We start from the raw sequence: 19708 nt of genomic DNA, 5'->3' as shown, positions 1-19708 counted from the left end.
TTAAGCATATTTACTTATTTTTACCGTTATATATTACTCAAAACTATCTATGAAACGTAGTCTTTATTTTGTATTTACTATCATTTTTTTAATACTTTGGAGCTCTTGCCGTAAAAACTTTGAATTTTCTCCAAGTACAGGAAGCCTTGTGTTTTCGAAAGATACTGTATACCTAGACACCGTTTTTACCAATATAGGATCTAGTACCTACAACTTAAAAGTTTATAATAATAGTGACGACGATATTATTATTCCAAACATAAAGCTTGCTTTAGGTGAAGCTTCAGAGTACCGACTAAATGTTGACGGTCTTTCTGGTAAAACATTCGAAAATATACCAATTTTAGCAAAGGATAGTATCTTCATTTTTGTTGAGACCACTATTGATATTAACAATTTCTCAAATCTAAATGGTAACTATTTATACATTGATCAAATTGAATTCGATTCCAACACAAACTTTCAAAAAGTAGAGCTAGTAACCCTTGTGCAAGATGCCATTTTTATTTACCCAAATAGAGATAATACCACAAAAGTTATTGAAACACTAACGCTTAATATTGGTGGCGAATCGGTAGAAACCGAATTACAAGGTCGCGAATTACTATCATCAGAACTCACATTTACAAACGAAAAACCCTATGTTATTTATGGGTTCGCAACAGTACCAAACAGTGAAACACTTACTATTAATGCTGGGGCTCGATTACATTTTCATGCAAATTCTGGCTTAATAGTTTCTAATGGAGCCTCTTTAAACGTAAACGGAGCTTTTAGTAACGACCAAGACTTATTAGAAAACGAAGTTATTTTTGAAAGTGACCGTTTAGAACCTAATTTTTCTGATATTCCAGGGCAATGGGGAACCATTTGGTTGTTAGATGGAAGTATTAACAACACTATAAATTATGCAACCATTAAAAATGCAACAGTAGGAATTTTAAGTGATGGTAATCCAAATGATGCTACAGAAAAACTTAAAATCACCAATTCTCAAATTTATAACTCTAGCAACTTCGGTGTTTTAGGAAGAAACACATCTATTGTTGGAGAAAATGTGGTTATTAATAATTCTGGACAATCATCATTTGCAGGAACTTTAGGCGGTAAATACAATTTTACACATTGTACTATTGCAAATTATTGGGATAACAGTTTTAGGCAGTTTCCTTCAGTGTTACTAAATAATTTTGTTAGGGATGAAGATAATAATGCCATTCTTGCAGATTTAACTGAAGCTAACTTTAATAACTGTATCATTTATGGAAATGATAATCCTGAAATTTTATTAGATGAAATAGAAGATGCATCAGTAGCATTTAACTTTAAATTTACCAATTGTTTGATTCGATTTGAAGATAGAAACAATAATTTTACAGGAGATAATTACAATTTTGATAATGCTAGTCTTTATGAAAATAATAGCTTTAACGAAGAACCAAATTTTAAAAACCCTTCGTTAAATCAGTTAATTATTGGTGACGACTCATTTGCTATAAACAAAGGAAATACAACATTTTCAATTCAAGTCCCAACAGATATTTTAAATATAAACAGAACAACTTCACCAGATTTAGGTGCGTATCAACATATTACATTTCCTGAAGAGAACTAATTGCTTCTTTTATAAATTAGTGCTAGATTTATAGGGTGGTAAAGTATTTTTGCTTTATTCTAAAAAACTATAGCTAAATCAAGTTCAGCATGACGCTTCGCTACACAAACAAAGGTTTACCTTTCATCATGCTATTCACTTTTGCCTTAACAGCACCTAAAACACTTTCATTATCGTGATTATTAATTACTTCATCAATTAAATCAACTATAACAAGCATATCGTCTTCCTTTAAACCACGGGTTGTAATGGCAGCTGTACCAATTCTAATACCAGAAGTAACAAAAGGTGATTTATCATCAAAAGGCACCATGTTTTTATTTACAGTAATATCAGCTTTTACAAGTGCTTGTTCTGCTTCTTTACCAGATATATTCTTATTACGCAAGTCTATCAACATACAATGATTATCAGTTCCGTTTGAAATAATGTTATAATCTTTAGCAACCAGAGCATTTGCCATAGCGTTGGCATTAGCTTTTACTTGTAATTGATAGTGTAAAAAATCATCAGTTAGTGCTTCTCCAAAAGCAATGGCTTTAGCAGCAATAATATGTTCTAGTGGTCCACCTTGATTCCCTGGAAACACAGCAGAATCTAATAAAGCAGACATTTTACGTAAGTTTCCGTTTTTAAGCGTAATTCCAAATGGGTTATCAAAATCCTCACCCATCATAATCATCCCTCCTCTTGGACCTCTTAGTGTTTTGTGAGTTGTTGTGGTAACTATATGGCAATGTGGCAACGGATCGTTTAAAATGCCTTTAGCAATTAATCCAGCTGGATGCGAGATGTCTGCCATTAAAATAGCTCCAACGCTATCGGCAATTACTCTAAAACGTTTAAAATCTATATCACGAGAATATGCAGACGCTCCAGCGATAATTAACTTAGGCTGTTCTTTAGTAGCAACTTCTTGAATTTTATCATAATTTAAAACACCTGTCTCCTGTTCAACACCATAAAATGATGGCTTGTATAATTTTCCAGAAAAATTTACTGGCGAACCATGAGTTAAATGACCGCCATGAGACAAATCAAATCCTAAAATTTTATCTCCAGGTTTTAAACAAGCTGCAAAAACTGCAGTATTAGCTTGACTTCCTGAATGCGGTTGGACATTTACATAAGCGGCACCAAATAAGGCTTTAGCTCTGTCAATAGCTATTTGCTCTACTTCATCAACTACTTCGCAACCGCCGTAATAACGTTTTCCAGGGTAACCTTCAGCATATTTATTGGTTAAAACAGAGCCTGCAGCTTCCATTACTTGGTCGCTAACAAAATTCTCTGATGCAATAAGTTCTATACCATGTAATTGGCGTTCTTTTTCGGCTTGAATAAGTTCAAAAATTTGTTCGTCGCGTTGCATAAATGTTAATTGTGTTTAAATGATGCGCAAAAATAACAAATAGATTAGTTAATTACATTAAAAATGTATCATTTACCAATAAGTTTTAAACCATTTTATTAACGATTAAATTATACCTATTTTTTAGGTAATTATATCTAAATAAATAAAAAAAATGTGTAGGTTTGATAAGAAATTAATAATCATTCAAAAAAAAATATAGTTATGCCATTATCAGCAAACAATCCAGATAGGACCTCGTGGTTACACGTTGATAAAAACTCAGATTTCCCAATTCAGAATATACCTTTTGGGGTGTTTCTAACTCGTGATGATATTATTACCATAGGAACGCGTATAGGAGACACTGCCATAGACCTTGGTGCCTTGCATCAATTAGGTTATTTTGATGACATTCCTTTAACTGATGATATCTTTCTTCAGGACACTTTAAACGACTTTATTGCCGACGGCAGAAAAACATGGCGTGCCGTTAGAAACAGAATTGCAGAAATTTTTGATGCAAAAAATACATCATTAAAAAACAATGTCAAGCACAAAGAAATTGTTCTGTTTCGTTTAGATGAAATTGAAATGCAATTGCCTGTTCAAATTGGTGATTATACCGATTTTTATTCAAGTATTGAGCACGCAACGAATGTTGGTACCATGTTTAGAGATCCTGATAATGCTTTATTACCAAATTGGTTACACATACCTGTTGGATACCATGGCAGAAGTTCGTCAATAATTCCATCAGGAATTCCAGTACATAGACCACAAGGACAAACCTTACCAAGCGGAGCTTCTGAACCTGTTTTTGGACCAAGTAAATTAGTGGATTTTGAACTTGAAATGGCTTTTATTACTACTGATGCTAACGATTTGGGTGAACCAATTCCTATTGATGAAGCTGAAGAATATATTTTTGGATTGGTACTTTTAAATGATTGGAGCGCTCGTGATATACAAAAATGGGAATACGTACCATTAGGCCCTTTTTTAGCTAAAAATTTTGCATCATCAATTTCACCATGGATAGTCACTCTTGATGCCTTAGAGCCTTACAGAGTTGATAGCCCAAAACCTTTAAAACCTCAATTACCTTACTTAAAATATAAAGGAAAAAAGAGCTACGATATTAATTTAGAAGTTGCTATTCAACCTGAAGGAGCTAAAGAAACAGTGGTTAGCAATTCAAACTTTAAATACATGTACTGGAATATGGTACAACAACTTGCTCATCATACTGTAAATGGTTGCCCTGTAAACTCTGGAGATATGATGGGAAGTGGAACCATTTCTGGTCCTACACCAGATTCTTATGGATCTATGTTAGAATTAACATGGCGTGGAGAAAAACCTATTAAAATGAAAAATGGCACCGAGCGTAAGTTTATAAATGATAACGACACCGTTATTATGAGAGCCCATTGCGAAAATGATGGGACACGTATTGGGTTTGGTGAAGTTTCAACAAAATTACTTCCTATTATTTAATAAATTAAGATTTATCTTACTAAAAAATTAATAAATACGCATTTAATCGTGTTTATTTGTATTTTATCTATTGTTTTACTATTTTGGCACCAATATTGAACTGGTACCCAAATAAACCAAAAACTTTAGCCTCATGAAAAAACTATTACTTTCAATAATTGCATTAACATTAATGCTTGCATGTAGCACACGCAGGCAAATGGAAAAAACAATTAGCTTCGGAAACTACGACCATGCCATTAATGATGCCATTGGTAAACTCAAAATAAATAAAGACAGAAGAGGAAAACAAGATATTATCTTACTTCTTGAAGAAGCTTTTAATAAGGCCTCTGCCAGAGATTTAGATGATATTAACTTTTTAAAAAAAGACAATAACCCAGAAGCATACTTACGTATTTTTAATGCTTATGTTAGCTTAGATAATCGTCAAGAGCGTATAAAACCTCTTCTACCGCTTTATGTTAATGGTAGAGAAATAAATTTAAATTTTGGCGATTATAGCAATCAGCTTATCACTTATAAAAATAGTGCCTCGTTGCAACTATACGATAATGCAGCTCCTTTAGCACACTCTAATAACAAATTAGATATTAGAGCTGCTTATAATTTACTTAGAGAGATTGAAACCATTAATCCAAACTATAAAGATGTTAGACAACTTATGGAATTAGCCCATCAACGCGGAACAGACTATGTTTTAGTTGATATGGTTAATGATTCTGGTAAAATTATTCCAGCACGTTTAGAAAATGATTTATTAAACTTTAGTAGTTATGGTTTAAATAATTTTTGGACGGTGTATCATGGAAATACAGATGAAAACATAAAATATGATTTTAAAATGCGTGTTAATTTAAGAGATATTAATATTTCTCCAGAACAAATTAAAGAACGCCAAATAATTAAAGAAAAGCAAATTGCTGATGGAAAAATAGATTTAATTGAAAACGGCAAAGTTGTTAAAGACAGTTTAGGTAACGCTATACAAGTTGATAACATGAAAACTGTACGATGTGAGTATTATGAATTTAAACAATTTAAAGCCTCTCAAGTTACTGGAAATGTAGAGTATGTAGATATACGAAACAACCAGTTAGTTGATGCCTTTCCTGTTACCAGCGAATTTGTTTTTGAACATATTTACGCCGATGCCCGTGGAGACCGAAGAGCTTTAGATACTAACTTAATTCCGTTTTTAGAACGTCGAGCAGTACCTTTTCCAACTGAAGAACAAATGATTTATGATACTGGAGAAGACTTAAAACTTCAACTAAAAAATATAATTAATTCCTACGCATTTAATTAAAAGAAAAAACTACAGGCCTTATTTACTAATTTGGCAAATTATTTAATTTATTTTTTCTTAATAAGGATTAATGTTTGATTTTTCCATATGCGCTTTCATACTTATAAATGCTTTCCAAAATAGCAATATTTGACACATTTTTCAATATCTGACATTTTATAATCTATATTAGATTTCGTTCTATATGAATATTAAATAAACTATATTCAAAAAGGCAACCGCAAAAGTTAAAGTTTAGACAAATTGAGATAGATTAATATCATTTATAGCACCGTGAGAATTATGAGCTACTACTACTCCATTTTTAATAACTAAAAGCTGAGGGGATTCATGAATAACTTGAAATTTATATCCAACTTCGTTTGAAACATCTCTGTAATTCAATAAATCCAAATAATATAAATCTAATTCTTTTTCGGTAAAACTATAAGTATCAACAAACTGCTTCATTACCATTCTGCTAATACCACAACGTGTAGAATGCTTAAAAATAACCTGAGTTTTTGTAACAGATTTTTTTTCAATATAGTTAAGTTGTTGTAAATCATTAAGCGGAATCCAAGGCAAAAGCTTTTCTTCTTTATTGGTGGCTGAGCTTGTTGAAGTCCCAAATAATTTATTTAATAATCCCATAGTTTTATAGTTATTTTTTGCTTCCAGTTTGAAAGAAACATAATTTCATGTGTTTATATTTATTGTTATTCAACGGTCACATGTAACATCCTAAATAATCATTTGGTTGTGTGGTTAAATATTAATCATGGATGTTTCATTACATAATTTATGCTTTAAGTCGCTCTCAATTTCAAAACTTACAAACCGACAAAAAGTCACACAAACAAAGGCTTAACAAGACATTATGTCGGCTAAACAGCATTGGTAAGATTCTTGTTCTAATCTTCGTAAAGAAAATAAAAATAAAGTTATGAATTTAAATAATTATACAATAAAATCTCAAGAAGCCATACAACAAGCACAACAAATTGCTCAAGGCTTCGGACATCAACAAATTGAAAATGAGCATATTTTTAAAGGCATTTTTGAAGTTGATGAAAATGTTTTACCATTTATATTAAAAAAACTAAATGTAAACATTTCAATATTAGAACAAGCATTAAATAAACAATTAGAAAGCTTTTCTAAAGTTACAGGAAGCGAATTAATGCTTTCTCGCGAAGCTGGAAAATCACTAAACGAAGCATCAATTATAGCTAAAAAAATGAAAGATGATTTTGTCTCTATCGAACATCTTATTTTAGCTGTATTTAAATCTAATAGTAAAATTGCACAAATGTTAAAGGACCAAGGTGTAACCGAAAAAGGTTTAAAAGCTGCTATCGATGAATTAAGAAAGGGAGATAGAGTAATCTCACAAAGTCAAGAGGAAACTTATAATTCGATAAATAAATATGCGAAAAACTTAAACCAGTTGGCTAAAGACGGAAAATTAGATCCTGTTATTGGTCGTGATGAAGAAATACGCAGAATACTTCAAATTTTATCACGTCGAACTAAAAACAATCCTATTCTAGTTGGAGAACCAGGTACTGGTAAAACGGCCATAGCCGAAGGTTTAGCTCATAGAATTATTGATGGAGATATTCCAGAAAACTTAAAGGATAAACAAATTTTTGCCCTCGATATGGGTGCGCTAATTGCTGGTGCAAAGTATAAAGGTGAATTTGAAGAACGCTTAAAATCTGTAATTAAAGAAGTTACAACTAGCGAAGGAGATATCGTGTTGTTTATTGACGAAATTCACACACTTGTTGGTGCTGGTGGCGGACAAGGAGCTATGGATGCCGCTAATATACTAAAACCAGCCTTGGCCCGAGGAGAACTACGTGCTATTGGCGCAACTACACTTGATGAGTATCAAAAATATTTTGAGAAAGACAAAGCTTTAGAGCGTCGTTTTCAAAAGGTTATGGTCGATGAGCCTGATACCGAAAGTGCTATTTCAATTTTAAGAGGTATTAAAGAAAAGTACGAAACACATCATAAAGTACGCATTAAAGACGAGGCAATTATTGGAGCTGTTGAACTATCACAGCGCTACATTACAAATCGCTTTTTACCAGACAAGGCTATTGATTTAATGGATGAATCTGCTTCTAAATTGCGCATGGAAATCAATTCTAAGCCTGAAGAATTAGATGTTTTAGATAGAAAAATCATGCAATTAGAGATTGAAATTGAAGCCATTAAGCGTGAAAAAGACGAAACGAAATTAAAATCACTTAGATCTGATTTAGCTAACTTAAAAGAACAACGTTATGAAATAAATGCTAAGTGGAAAAGTGAAAAAGAAGTGGTTGATAATATCCAAAATACAAAACAAGATATTGAAAACTACAAACTTGAAGCTGAAAAAGCAGAACGCGAAGGTGATTATGGAAAAGTTGCCGAATTACGTTACGGTAAAATAAAAGAAGCTCAAGAGCAACTTGAAGTGTTTCAAAAACAATTGCAAGAACAAGCTGAAAACTCTTTAATTAAAGAAGAGGTAACATATGATGATATTGCAGAAGTTGTTGCAAAATGGACAGGGATTCCTGTTACCAAAATGCTACAAAGTGAACGCGAAAAGTTGTTAAAATTAGAAGATGAACTTCACAAACGCGTTGTTGGACAAGAAGAGGCTATTGTTGCTGTAAGTGATGCTGTAAGACGAAGTCGTGCAGGATTACAAAATCCTAAAAAACCTATTGGAACCTTCTTGTTTTTAGGAACTACTGGTGTTGGAAAAACTGAACTTGCTAAAGCTTTAGCTGAATATTTGTTTGATGACGAAAATGCTATGACTCGAATTGACATGAGCGAATACCAAGAAAGACATGCCGTTAGCAGATTAGTTGGAGCACCTCCAGGATATGTAGGTTACGACGAAGGTGGACAGCTAACAGAAGCTGTAAGACGCAAACCATATTCAGTTGTATTGTTAGATGAAATTGAAAAAGCACATCCTGATACGTTTAACATTCTATTACAAGTACTTGATGAAGGCCATTTAACAGACAACAAAGGGCGTGTTGCAGACTTTAAGAACACTATCATTATTATGACCTCTAATATTGGAAGTCATTTAATACAAGAACGTTTTGAAGCAACAAAAGACTTAGATTCTGCTGTCAAGGCTGCGAAAATTGATGTTTTAGGCTTATTAAAGCAAAGTGTACGACCAGAGTTTTTAAATAGAATTGACGACACCATTATGTTTACACCATTAAGCAAAGAAAATATTGTAGATATTGTTGGACTTCAACTAAAAAATGTTACCAAGATGATTGCGCAACAAGGCATTACATTTGATGCTACACAAGAAGCCATTAATTATTTAGCAAATAAAGGATACAATCCAGAGTATGGTGCTAGACCTGTAAAACGCGTTATTCAAAAAGAAGTTTTAAATGCCTTAAGCAAAGAGATATTAGCAGGAAAAATAAATACTGATAGTATTATTTTACTTGATGCGTTTGATGATGAATTAGTTTTTAGAAATCAAAACAACCTAGTTACTGAGGAATTATAAACAAGATTAAAAATAGCCTATAACAAAATCATTTTTTAAAAGTCTATTAGTTGGTTGGTTGAAAAGTAACAAGATTCTTTAACGAGATGATTGTTGCTTTTTCTTTTTTCGTTAAAATACAATGTATAAACTTTAAGTTTAATTCTTTTTATGAACAAAAACAAATACATAGCCCAATAGCTTAAAAACAAAGACAATGCACTCTTTTTTATGTGTTTTAAATTAAATTAAAAATTAAAAAAAAACTACCATTTACATTACTAACACTATTTTGTTAATTAAATCCTTGTAAAAAAATTAAAAGAGACCGCTTTAAATTCTTACTTTTATCTCAATAATAGTAAAAAAATATACATTTAAATCTTAAAATTTATTTATTCGATGCAAATTGCCAGTTATATAGAGTACGCATTATTACATCCTTCAGCTACTGAAAGAGATATTATAGAATTATGTTTAACCGCTCAAAAGAACAATTATTATGCTGTTAATATAAATAGTTATAATGTAACTATAGCTAAACAATTATTAAGCAAAACTAATGTTAAAATATGTACTCCTATTGGCTTTCCTTTAGGATCTATAGCAACAGCATCTAAGGTTTACGAAGCAAAACAAGCATTAAGCGATGGTGCAGATGAAATTGAAATGGTAATTAACCAAGGACTACTTAAAAGCAAAAATTATGTATCGGTTTTAAAAGACATTTCTGATGTAAAACAAGCAATTGGAAATACCCCTTTAAAAGCTATTATTGAAATTTCTGAATTAAACAAAAATGAAGTTATTAGAATTTGTGAGATTTGTTTGGATGCTAAAGTAGATTACATAAAGACGTCTAGTGGTTTTTCAAAAAACGGCGCGACTTTTACAGCAGTAAAAATTATAAAGAAAACTGTTAGAGACCATATCAAAATAGCAGCTTTTGATGGTATTGAAGATTATGAAACAGCCGCAAAATTCCTAGAAGTTGGAGCCGATAGAGTTGGTATAAATTACGATGTTGAACTTTTTGATAACAAGCGAGCTAAAAGAAATTCAAAAATATTTAAACAATATATTAAAACGGCTAAAGAAGAAGATATATTAAAATCAGATAACGTTACTGAGCCTGTTTAATACAAACGTTTTAAAAGTAAAAAAAGCTAAACATAACTTTTTAAGGTTTTGCTTAGCTTTTTTCAACTTGTTTTAAATTAAAACTTCATTCCAAAACCAATGCCAGCAATAAATGGATTAATATTAACATCGGCTCCAACGGTAGCCCCTAATGCCGTAGTTGCATTAACATTAACATCGGTATTTAATAGCAAGTATTTAGCATCAATATTAACAAACCAAGTATCATCTAAATCAATATCAAAACCCATTTGAAAAGCAAACCCTAAAGCACTATCGTAACTCACTTTATCTGCTACTGGCCCTGCGCTTTCATTATAAAATAAGGTATAATTTAAACCTGCCCCAAAATAAGGATGCACAGCCTCTCCATCAAAATGGTACTGTAACGTAAGCGTTGGTGGCAATAACCAAACATCTCCTAAAGGAATATCTCCTACGGCTGTAGAGACTGCTTTAACATCATGTTTTGCTGTGCCCAAAATTAATTCGGCTGCTAAATTTTTATTAAAAAAATAAGTAAAATCTAATTCGGGTACATATGCGTTAGATATTTGCGCATCGCCTCCAATCGCTTGTATAGTGGCAGATTCGTTAGGAACTATAGCTATAACACGCAGTCTAACTTGCCATTTGCTAAAATTTGTTGCGGAACTAGTATCTGTTTCTTGTGCGCCAACCGCAGCTATTGATAAACAGACAATTAAAGCTGTGAAAATTGTTTTTTTCATGATATTTAAAATTATTTCTCACAAAATTAGTACCCAAGTGATAATAAAAAACTGATATAAATCATAGTTTGATAATATTTTTTATATGCACCTTAGTGTATTATAAAATGCTATCTAGTAATCTGATTTTTATTAAAAAATAAATGTATTTTTAGACTCAATATGAAACTTTTAAACACTTATATAGACCATACACTTTTAAAACCCACTACTACTAAAGCAGATATTATAAAACTTTGCGAAGAAGCTATAGCACATCAATTTTTCTCAGTATGTGTAAATAGTTGCTATATATATTTAGCCAAAGAACATTTAAAAAATAGCAAAGTAAAAGTTTGCAGTGTTATAGGCTTCCCTTTAGGCAGTATGTCCACCCAAGCAAAAGTTGCTGAAGCAGAATCAGCATTAAATAATGGTGCAGATGAAATTGATATGGTTATTAACTTAGGTTTACTTAAAAGTAAAGATTTTGATGCTGTTTGGAAAGATATTGAAGCTGTAAAGAAAATTATGCCTTGCAACGTATTAAAAGTAATTTTAGAAACCTGCTATTTAGAAGAATTAGAAATTATAAAAGCTAGCGAACTCGCTATACAAAGCGGTGCAGATTTTATAAAAACATCAACAGGGTTTGGAACTGGAGGCGCTACAATACATAACATAAAACTCATTAAAAGCGTTGCGAAAAGTACGGTAAAAATTAAAGCCTCTGGTGGAATAAAAGATGCTAAAACTGCATTGGAATATATAAATTTAGGTGTAGAAAGATTAGGAACATCATCTGGAATTGACATAGTTACAGGGAAAACATCTAATTTGAAATACTAAAAACAAATCAAAATGAGTGTACATATTGAAGCCAAAAAAGGTGACATTGCCGAAACTATTTTACTTCCAGGAGACCCATTACGAGCCAAATGGATTGCAGAAACTTTTTTTGAAAACCCAGTGTGTTTTAACAAAATAAGAAACATGTTTGGCTATACAGGAACTTATAACGGAAATCGCATATCGGTTATGGGTACTGGAATGGGCGTTCCTTCAATATCTATTTACGCACACGAACTTATTACAGAATATGGTGTAAAAAACCTTATTAGAGTTGGTAGTGCTGGCTCTTACCAAAAACATATTAAAATACGGGACATTGTTTTAGCAATGGCGGCATCTTCTAATTCTGGTGTTAACGAGCTGCGGTTTAGTGGTGCAGATTATGCACCTACTGCTAATTTTGAATTATTTCAAAAAGCCGTAGGTATTGCTAAAGAAAAAAACATTAATATAAAAGCAGGAAATGTTTTTACATCGGATGAGTTTTATGCGGACGATTTTGAGTCTTATAAAAAGTGGTCTAAATTCGGCGTACTTTGTGTAGAAATGGAAAGTGCTGGCTTATATACTATAGCTGCTAAGCATAATGTAAATGCGCTTACAATTTTAACCATTTCGGATTCTTTAGTTACTGGCGAACGCACAACAAGCAAAGAACGTGAAACAACATTTACAGAAATGGTAGAAATTGCGATGCGACTTGCTTAAATCAACTTTAACAAATAATTTAAAAACTGTGATTTAAAACTATGAACTCTTCTTGACTTTTTGTTTTTAACCGAAAATGAGTTGAAAATTTGACCAGATGAGGCACTTTTTGAAAGCTATAGCAGTGCTACGGGTAAGAAAAGCAACAAAATATGGGTGAATTTCAGCCATTTTTTTAGGAAATAGAAAAAGTCAAGATGAGTTCTATTTATATTTGATGACAATCAAGTTTTTAACGATGAAATATTTATTTCTTTTTGCATTTACAATACTATCAACAACCTCTTTTTCATAAGAAAAAATAACCTCTGAGGCCTCAACCTATTATTTTATTCGTCATGCAGAAAAAGATAGAAGCAACAAAACAAATAAAAATCCTCATTTAACTGAAATAGGTAAAAAACGAGCAAAAAAATGGAGTAAAGTATTTTCAAATATAAAATTTGATGCTATTTATAGTACCAATTATAACAGGACTAAAGAAACAGCTCAACCAACTGCTACAAAAAAAGGATTAGAATTAACACTTTATCATCCTTATAAACTTGATACAAAAACGTTTTTAAAAAACACAAAAGGCAAAACCATTTTAATCGTAGGCCATAGCAACACTACACCTATGCTGGTTAATGCTTTTTTAGGTTTTAAAAAACATGAAGATATAGATGATAGCAAGAACGACAACTTGTACATAGTTACTGTAATAGCTAATAAAATTTCGGATCAGGTACTAACTATTAATTAACCGTCATATCAGTCAATTCAATTTTTGATAATAGTTTTAATTGATTTTTTTCAAACGATTCGTCTAAATCTTGTAACGAAGTTGATGAATTATTAGGTTTATAATTGACATAATCAACAAACCTAATACCGTTAACGTAACGTTCATTAAAAGCAGCTCTAAAACGTATACCAACGCCGTCGGTTTCTTCATAAGAGTAAGCAATGTACTCTGTTTTATAGGATTTGGCATTTATCCAATACACAAATACATCCTCAAAATCCTCTCCACCTCCATCTTGATTAAATGTAACTTTAATTTTATGGTAATCTTTTCCTTTTAAAGTAACTTTATCAATATACTCTTTATTTACTGCAGCATCGTTTAAACCAAAAGGTAATATCGAAAAATAATGTACAGAATTCACTGAAGATAAGTACTTTAAAATCATACTATCTGCAACTTTTACTTCTAAATTGTTATTATAACGTTTAAAACCATCATTTGATAAAACATCTCGAATAACAATTGTAGAATCTTTAAAGATTCTTTCAAATTGAAATACTCCATTATTACGTGTTGCTTTGTAGTGTTTATCTCTAAAATTAAAAGCTATGGCTGCATTTTTAATTTTATTGCCGCCAGCAACTTCTATAGATTTATCAACTATTTCTTGCGCGCTAATTACTTTCTGTTTTTCACAACTATTAAAAAGCATAGCAATAACTAGGATTAAAAATGATTTTTTCATTTTTGTTTTTCTTCTATGTTGCAAAATTAAGAACAGCTTACCAATAACAACTATAAAATTTTCTTAATATTCTAACAGTTTAAAAGAAATGCTTTGCCCTGTAAATTTTTGAGACAAAATACCTACAGAGCTTTCTTTTAGCTGTAATACTCTAGGATAACCACCTGTTGTTTGACAATCTTTCATTAAAATAATCAGCTTTCCAGATGGTGTGAGCTGAACGGTTCCAGGAAGCACCGACGATGTAATAATAGGCTTTAAATTATTGGCTAAACTTTCTTTTAATTGATAAGCCATTCTATTATTTTCTTTTGAAATAGTAAATATCTTTGAAAACATCATTTTTTGTTGTTCTTTAGAAAGACAAGCAAATTCTGGTCCTTTAAAAACTTCAATAATTTTTGAAGTAAAATAATTTCTATCCACTTTAATAATGGCATTTTTTTTATTGTTAAAAAATGCATTTGATATAGATAATTCGTCATTTTCTTTTAGTACAAACTTATTAGTAACACCTTTATACATGCTTCTACTTTTCATTACAACTTCAGTTTTAAAGCCTTCGGAAACAGCTAAATAAGACCTAAATCCGTAATTAACTTTACCGAATGACAAAACATCGCCAGCTTTAATAGCAATAGCTTTATAGAGCCTTATAGCATTAGAATTAATTTTGGGTGACATATCTGCTCCTGTAATGCAAATATTTGTATTACAATCAAACTGAAGCGTTACGCCAACCATTGTCATTTCCATAACTGCTGCACCTTTATTATTACCCAAAATAGCATTGGCTATGGATGCCGAATAACAATCCAGAACACCAGAATAAGGTACACCTAAATGCTGATAACCAATGCGACCAAAATCTTGAATGGTAGAATAAAAACCAGATTTTATAACTTTAACCATTTACAACCTCACTTTTTATTTGATAAACTCCAGCATCTACAAGAGATTTAATGTCGTGATATTTTTTTAAAGATATTGAGTAGAATTTAATTGAGTCACCAGGTTTAGCGAAACACGCATTGTTCTTAGTTACATTAAAAAAAGAAATTGGTGTATTGCCAATAATATTCCAACCTCCAGGGCTTTCGCTAGGGTAAATACCTGTTTGATTGCCACCAATAGCTACAGCTCCTTTTTCAATTTGTAATTTAGGTGTTTCTTTTCTAGGAAAACAAAGTGCTTTATGTAATCCTCCTAAATATAAAAACCCTGGCAAAAAACCAATAAAATAAACCGTATAAATGGCTTGCGAATGCTGTTTAATAATAAATTCTTTTGTGGTGTTTTTAGCCAGTGAAATAGTTTTTAAATCAACACCAAAATCAACATCATAACACACTGGAATTTCCCACTGCTTAAATATTTGCTTATTATAAATATTTTCTTGGCTATATGTCTCTTTCAATATAGAAACTTGAGTATTGAAGCTAGTTTTTATTTTTTTATAAGTAATTAATAATGAATTATATGCCGTATTTATATCAATAATTAATTCAATATCATTTTTTAATATTTTATTCTTAAAAGCTAACACATCATACAGTATTTTCTTATTGATAACCTGAGGCCATTCAACTAAAATTGAGCGTTCTCCGTATGGCTTATATGTTAAGTTAAAAATCATAAAAAAATTAAGCAATAATCACACCTTTAGTTTCTAATTTCTCCTTTAAGCTTTTAACTAATTTTACAGCATCAGGGCTATCTCCATGTATACAAAATGTATCTGCTTTAATAGCAACTTCTTTATTAGTTATAGTTTTAACTTTTTGAGTAGAAATCATTCGGTATACATGATTAAACATCGTTGCCTTATCAAAAATTATTGCATTGCTTTTTTCTCTAGAAACCAAAGTTAAATTATCATTATAATTTCTGTCAGCAAAGGCTTCATAAGCAATAGAAATGTTATTTTGTATCGCTACACTTGCGATAACAGACTGATATGGCACGTATAATTTAACTGGTATTGCCATACTTTTTATAGTTTTAATAATAATTTTAGCAGTTTTTTTGTCTATCGATGCTAAATTATAAAGTGCTCCATGTAGTTTTATATGATGTAATCTCGCATTCTCATTTTTAGTAACATTAAGTAAATCTTTTATTTGTTTTTTTATCGATTTAAACAATACTACTGAAGGCATTTCTAAAATCTTTCTACCGAAATTATCTTTATCAGGAAACGATGGATGAGCACCTATTTTTACACCATACATTTTAGCCAACTTAACCATTTCATGCATGGTTTTAGTATCGCCAGCATGCCCACCACAAGCAATATTACAACTTGTTATATAAGGCATTATTTCTAGTTCGTTACCAATACCTTCACCTAAATCTACATTAATATCAATTGTATAATTTTTCACTAGAAAAGGTTTAAATGAAAAACCTTGCTAAGTGTCGCTAAGGATAATAATATGCTAACTCCCAGAATAATACATCCAAAAATATTTTGTTTTATATTATTTACATACATTCCTAAAATAGTTTTTTTATTCATAATCCAAATTAAAAAACCAGCAATAATTGGCAATAAAATACCATTAGCAACTTGGGCGAATTTTATAATTTCAATTGATTTTATTCCAGATGATGCAGAAATTACTCCAACCAACAAAACAAACATCCAAACTGCTCGAAACTTTTTAGATTGCATATTAGTAACCCAACCCAAACAACCTGTAGCCACAAATGCAGCAGCCAATGGTGCTGTAATTGCACTAGTAATTCCAGCTGCAAATAAACCAATAGCTAAAAAATATTTTGCAAAACTACCAAATAAAGGCTCTAAACCTTTAGCTAAATCTGCTGCACTATTTATATCTTGAGTTTGGATTGACGACGCCGAAACCATAATACACATAGATACTAACCCGCCTAAAACTACTGCAACTAAAGTATCTTTTCTTGCTAATTTTAAATCGCTCTTACTATGCCATTTTTGTTTTACCAAAGATGCATGTAAAAACAAATTATACGGCACAACTGTAGTTCCAATTAAAGCTATAATTGTAAATATACTATCTTTTGGGAAATTTGGAATAAATGCATTTTTTACAATTTCAGTAATACTAGGTTTTGTGATAATGGCAGTAATTAAAAAAGCTAAACTCATTACGACCACTAAAGAAACTAATACATTTTGAAGAATTTTATAGTTACCCAAATAAAGTAAAACAAAAGCCATAAAACCTATAACAATACTTAGAAAATTAATTGAAAGTCCTGAAATTGTAATATTAGAATTTCCTACAACAGTTTCTAAACCCAAAACACCTCCACTTATATTTCCTGCTTGGTAAGCAGCATTTCCAATAACAATTGCAGAAAAAACCAATACAATAGCTAATGTTTTAAATAGAGGATTTTTAATTTCGCTTCGAATAGCTTGAGCCAATCCTTTTTGAGAAATCACACCTAATCGTGCTGCCATTTCTTGCAAAATAACCGTAGCAATAATAGATAACAACATTGCCCAAAGAAGTGCAAAACCAAAACCAACACCAGCAAGCGTACAAACAGTTACCGTTCCTGGTCCAATAAAGGCTGCTGCTACCAATGACCCTGGCCCAATGTTTTTAAACCATTGTTTCATAACCTACTATTTTTATTAGAAAAACATTTAAAATTAAAAGCATAATTCTTAATAAATAGGTCTTTAATAAAATATTAAAGTACTATTTAATTTTTTGTGTTGAGTTTAGTGCATAAATAGCGAAACTACCTAACCAATGTCCGCCTTCGTAACTATCTCCAACAACACTAGGCAGCGAATAATTTACATGATGATTTGCGGTGTTTTTAAGGTGTTCATATTCAGGTAAATCTTCAGCAATTTTATTTAAACTCCAAGCACGAGAAAAATTAACACCGTCTAAATGCACCAAATGCCCATCGGTTCGGTCTGATACTTTACCTGTTTCTATATTAAAATTAACATCACTAAGTTGAGGAAGAAAGTCTTTTAGCCATGCTTTGTAATCTGCTAATGGTAAAGTCCGTTTCATTAGTGCTGCTTCTTCTAAGCATGGCGACAAAAAATCACTTCCACTAGGCTCCCAAGTTATTGGACAGCCTGTATCTTTTAAGTAAAAATCTTTGGCGCGTTGCTCAATAAGAGATTTCAGCACATTATTATTTAAAGTAATAGCGTAATCGTAAGCAAAAGATAATCCAAAAGCAGTATTGGTGTGCTCGCCAACGCGAATTGGGTATTTTAGTTTTGGTAAAAATTCTATGTATTTTTCAACAATTAAATCAGTTAGCGGTTGTAGATTGCTTTCCAAAGTTCGTGCGGTTTCATCGTCCCAAGTATGTAATTCTTCAGCGAGTTTAAGTAACCACGCCCAACCGTAAGTACGCTCGTAAGACTTATTATGTTTTCCATAAAAATATTGCACTTCGGCTTCAATGTTTTCTTTCGATATGTTTTTAAGTAAGCGCTGTTTAATAGTTTCTGCATTATCGATATTTGGGAATTGCTTTAGCAAACTCACCAAACTCCAATGCCCATGCACAGATGAATGCCAATCAAAACACCCATAAAACGCAGGATGTAATGCGCTAGGTGATTTTAAATCATCGTCGCTACCAATAGTTTGCGATAACTTGTTTGGGTATTCTGTATTAATACAAAACAATGGCAATTGTGCTAATGTGTTTGCGCCTTTTAAATTGAGTTTTGGGATGCCCAATATTGCTGTTGGTTGCGAGGCTGAAACTGTTTTTATTTCAGTTTCAATAGGTTGATTTTTTTCTTTTGTGGTGTTGCAGCTTAGGATTAAAACTGTTACTGACAAAGTGATTAAATTTTTCATTCTATAAAATAACATGAAAATATTAATATAAACAAATCAAACAATTAAATGGGTAAAATAAACTATACAAATACTAAAACAATGAATATCAATAAACAAATCAAATAATTTCTATAAAAATTAATTTATAAACCTTTCTACTTAAATAAACAAATAAACTTACTTATCAAACCAATTTAATAGATTAAATATCAATCTTTTAAATTTAAAAAAAGTTTGTATAAGATTTTTTATTTGTTAAAAACTTGTTGAAAAGGTTTATAACGATTCCTTTCATTTATTGGTGCTTCAAACTAGTTTTACTAATTGAAAACAAAAAGGAATGCACGTCTTAAATACACTCCTTTTAATTAATTTTTCTTAGTAAGAGTAAATCAAAACTTCTTTTGTATTGAAGCAATGATTGAAAATTTAAAAAGGCCACTTCATTTGTATTGAAGAGGTCTTTTTTTGTACAAAATTATATTTTAAGCTTCTCTTTTAGTTTTTTTTGCTTCTCTAATTTCTTTTAATCTTTCAATTAAAGAACCCCCAATCCAATAAGGAATTACAAAAGTTAACAAAAATATCATTAACCAAAATCCAATTGTTAATATGGTTAAAAATGCTAAAAAACCTAAATATTGATCAAAATCAAACATAATTTGTGTGCGTCTTATTATAAATTTTATGCAAAGATATAATAAAGCAATGTGTTTTACA

General features: G+C 31.1%; 18 protein-coding genes. 8 read left to right on the top strand and 10 right to left on the bottom strand.

Annotated features, from left to right (window positions below):
- Window positions 1-49 precede the first annotated feature (49 nt).
- The gene (locus tag L3X37_RS06285; RefSeq protein WP_237239320.1) at window positions 50-1615 is read left to right on the top strand and encodes a hypothetical protein; all 1566 of its coding nucleotides are present in this window, start codon (window positions 50-52) and stop codon (window positions 1613-1615) included.
- 100 nt (window positions 1616-1715) lie between these two features.
- Here the strand turns inward: L3X37_RS06285 and glyA are convergent, their stop codons facing one another.
- Window positions 1716-2987, bottom strand: a complete 1272-nt coding sequence (gene glyA / locus L3X37_RS06280) for a serine hydroxymethyltransferase (protein WP_237239319.1) — start codon at window positions 2985-2987, stop codon at window positions 1716-1718.
- Between the two features lie 204 nt (window positions 2988-3191).
- Between glyA and fahA the strand changes: the two genes are divergently transcribed.
- Both fahA and L3X37_RS06270 read left to right on the top strand, forming a co-directional pair.
- Entirely contained in the window at window positions 3192-4466 is a 1275-nt protein-coding gene (gene fahA, locus L3X37_RS06275; RefSeq protein WP_237239318.1) for a fumarylacetoacetase, read from the top strand.
- Window positions 4467-4599: 133 nt separating this feature from the next.
- Window positions 4600-5775: a hypothetical protein gene (locus tag L3X37_RS06270; RefSeq protein WP_237239317.1), complete on the top strand. Its 1176-nt coding sequence runs from the start codon at window positions 4600-4602 to the stop codon at window positions 5773-5775.
- A 234-nt stretch (window positions 5776-6009) separates the two neighbouring features.
- Here L3X37_RS06270 and ytxJ read toward each other — a convergent pair whose 3' ends face one another.
- Entirely contained in the window at window positions 6010-6408 is a 399-nt protein-coding gene (gene ytxJ, locus L3X37_RS06265) for a bacillithiol system redox-active protein YtxJ (RefSeq protein WP_237239316.1), read from the bottom strand.
- A gap of 292 nt (window positions 6409-6700) precedes the next feature.
- Here ytxJ and clpB point away from each other — a divergent pair, with 292 nt between their 5' ends.
- Both clpB and deoC (L3X37_RS06255) read left to right on the top strand, forming a co-directional pair.
- Window positions 6701-9307: an ATP-dependent chaperone ClpB gene (gene clpB / locus L3X37_RS06260; protein ID WP_237239315.1), complete on the top strand. Its 2607-nt coding sequence runs from the start codon at window positions 6701-6703 to the stop codon at window positions 9305-9307.
- Between the two features lie 381 nt (window positions 9308-9688).
- On the top strand, window positions 9689-10426 hold the full coding sequence (deoC, locus tag L3X37_RS06255; RefSeq protein WP_237239314.1) for a deoxyribose-phosphate aldolase: 738 nt from the start codon (window positions 9689-9691) through the stop codon (window positions 10424-10426).
- A gap of 77 nt (window positions 10427-10503) precedes the next feature.
- Here the strand turns inward: deoC (L3X37_RS06255) and L3X37_RS06250 are convergent, their stop codons facing one another.
- Window positions 10504-11157, bottom strand: a complete 654-nt coding sequence (locus tag L3X37_RS06250) for an OmpW/AlkL family protein (protein ID WP_237239313.1) — start codon at window positions 11155-11157, stop codon at window positions 10504-10506.
- A 162-nt stretch (window positions 11158-11319) separates the two neighbouring features.
- On the opposite strand from L3X37_RS06250, the gene deoC (L3X37_RS06245) reads away from it, so the two are divergent.
- The 3 genes from deoC (L3X37_RS06245) to L3X37_RS06235 all read left to right on the top strand — a co-directional run bounded on the left by deoC (L3X37_RS06245) (window position 11320) and on the right by L3X37_RS06235 (window position 13441).
- Window positions 11320-11985 carry a deoxyribose-phosphate aldolase gene (gene deoC / locus L3X37_RS06245; protein WP_237239312.1) on the top strand — a complete coding sequence of 222 codons (666 nt, stop codon included), beginning with the start codon at window positions 11320-11322 and terminating at the stop codon, window positions 11983-11985.
- Window positions 11986-11997: 12 nt separating this feature from the next.
- The gene (deoD, locus tag L3X37_RS06240; protein WP_237239311.1) at window positions 11998-12696 is read left to right on the top strand and encodes a purine-nucleoside phosphorylase; all 699 of its coding nucleotides are present in this window, start codon (window positions 11998-12000) and stop codon (window positions 12694-12696) included.
- A gap of 301 nt (window positions 12697-12997) precedes the next feature.
- Window positions 12998-13441 (top strand): SixA phosphatase family protein, encoded by a 444-nt coding sequence (locus tag L3X37_RS06235; protein ID WP_369409879.1) that lies wholly within the window; start codon window positions 12998-13000, stop codon window positions 13439-13441.
- On the opposite strand, the gene L3X37_RS06230 is transcribed toward L3X37_RS06235, so the two are convergent.
- The 7 genes from L3X37_RS06230 to L3X37_RS06200 all read right to left on the bottom strand — a co-directional run bounded on the left by L3X37_RS06230 (window position 13434) and on the right by L3X37_RS06200 (window position 19647).
- Window positions 13434-14171 carry a DUF6503 family protein gene (locus tag L3X37_RS06230; RefSeq protein WP_237239310.1) on the bottom strand — a complete coding sequence of 246 codons (738 nt, stop codon included), beginning with the start codon at window positions 14169-14171 and terminating at the stop codon, window positions 13434-13436. The genes L3X37_RS06235 and L3X37_RS06230 overlap by 8 nt on opposite strands.
- Before the next feature lie 63 nt (window positions 14172-14234).
- Window positions 14235-15083 (bottom strand): 5-oxoprolinase subunit C family protein, encoded by an 849-nt coding sequence (locus L3X37_RS06225; RefSeq protein ID WP_237239309.1) that lies wholly within the window; start codon window positions 15081-15083, stop codon window positions 14235-14237.
- A complete protein-coding gene (gene pxpB, locus L3X37_RS06220) occupies window positions 15076-15807 on the bottom strand; it encodes a 5-oxoprolinase subunit PxpB (RefSeq protein WP_237239308.1) in 732 nt (243 codons plus the stop codon). The genes L3X37_RS06225 and pxpB overlap by 8 nt, the downstream gene beginning before the upstream one ends.
- 7 nt (window positions 15808-15814) lie before the next feature.
- Entirely contained in the window at window positions 15815-16555 is a 741-nt protein-coding gene (gene pxpA / locus L3X37_RS06215; protein ID WP_237239307.1) for a 5-oxoprolinase subunit PxpA, read from the bottom strand.
- Window positions 16555-17784 (bottom strand): Nramp family divalent metal transporter, encoded by a 1230-nt coding sequence (locus tag L3X37_RS06210; RefSeq protein ID WP_237239306.1) that lies wholly within the window; start codon window positions 17782-17784, stop codon window positions 16555-16557. Before L3X37_RS06210 ends, pxpA begins: the two co-directional genes overlap by 1 nt.
- An 82-nt stretch (window positions 17785-17866) precedes the next feature.
- Window positions 17867-19006 (bottom strand): DUF2891 domain-containing protein, encoded by a 1140-nt coding sequence (locus tag L3X37_RS06205; RefSeq protein ID WP_237239305.1) that lies wholly within the window; start codon window positions 19004-19006, stop codon window positions 17867-17869.
- Window positions 19007-19473: 467 nt separating this feature from the next.
- Entirely contained in the window at window positions 19474-19647 is a 174-nt protein-coding gene (locus L3X37_RS06200) for a hypothetical protein (RefSeq protein WP_237239304.1), read from the bottom strand.
- Between the last annotated feature and the right edge of the window lie 61 nt (window positions 19648-19708).

The sequence above is a fragment of the Wocania arenilitoris genome (assembly GCF_021728535.1).
GTDB classification, from domain to species: Bacteria; Bacteroidota; Bacteroidia; order Flavobacteriales; family Flavobacteriaceae; genus Wocania_A; species Wocania_A arenilitoris.
This window is presented reverse-complemented; position numbering and strand designations above follow the sequence as displayed.

Coding starts and splice junctions, on each gene's coding strand:
- L3X37_RS06200 (WP_237239304.1), bottom strand. CDS start 19,647: ATGTTTGATTTTGATCAATATTTAGGTTTTTTAGCATTTTTAACCATA.
- deoD (WP_237239311.1), top strand. CDS start 11,998: ATGAGTGTACATATTGAAGCCAAAAAAGGTGACATTGCCGAAACTATT.
- glyA (WP_237239319.1), bottom strand. CDS start 2,987: ATGCAACGCGACGAACAAATTTTTGAACTTATTCAAGCCGAAAAAGAA.
- pxpB (WP_237239308.1), bottom strand. CDS start 15,807: ATGATTTTTAACTTAACATATAAGCCATACGGAGAACGCTCAATTTTA.
- deoC (WP_237239312.1), top strand. CDS start 11,320: ATGAAACTTTTAAACACTTATATAGACCATACACTTTTAAAACCCACT.
- L3X37_RS06205 (WP_237239305.1), bottom strand. CDS start 19,006: ATGAAAAATTTAATCACTTTGTCAGTAACAGTTTTAATCCTAAGCTGC.
- clpB (WP_237239315.1), top strand. CDS start 6,701: ATGAATTTAAATAATTATACAATAAAATCTCAAGAAGCCATACAACAA.
- deoC (WP_237239314.1), top strand. CDS start 9,689: ATGCAAATTGCCAGTTATATAGAGTACGCATTATTACATCCTTCAGCT.
- L3X37_RS06230 (WP_237239310.1), bottom strand. CDS start 14,171: ATGAAAAAATCATTTTTAATCCTAGTTATTGCTATGCTTTTTAATAGT.
- ytxJ (WP_237239316.1), bottom strand. CDS start 6,408: ATGGGATTATTAAATAAATTATTTGGGACTTCAACAAGCTCAGCCACC.
- L3X37_RS06250 (WP_237239313.1), bottom strand. CDS start 11,157: ATGAAAAAAACAATTTTCACAGCTTTAATTGTCTGTTTATCAATAGCT.
- L3X37_RS06210 (WP_237239306.1), bottom strand. CDS start 17,784: ATGAAACAATGGTTTAAAAACATTGGGCCAGGGTCATTGGTAGCAGCA.
- L3X37_RS06285 (WP_237239320.1), top strand. CDS start 50: ATGAAACGTAGTCTTTATTTTGTATTTACTATCATTTTTTTAATACTT.
- L3X37_RS06225 (WP_237239309.1), bottom strand. CDS start 15,083: ATGGTTAAAGTTATAAAATCTGGTTTTTATTCTACCATTCAAGATTTT.
- fahA (WP_237239318.1), top strand. CDS start 3,192: ATGCCATTATCAGCAAACAATCCAGATAGGACCTCGTGGTTACACGTT.
- L3X37_RS06270 (WP_237239317.1), top strand. CDS start 4,600: ATGAAAAAACTATTACTTTCAATAATTGCATTAACATTAATGCTTGCA.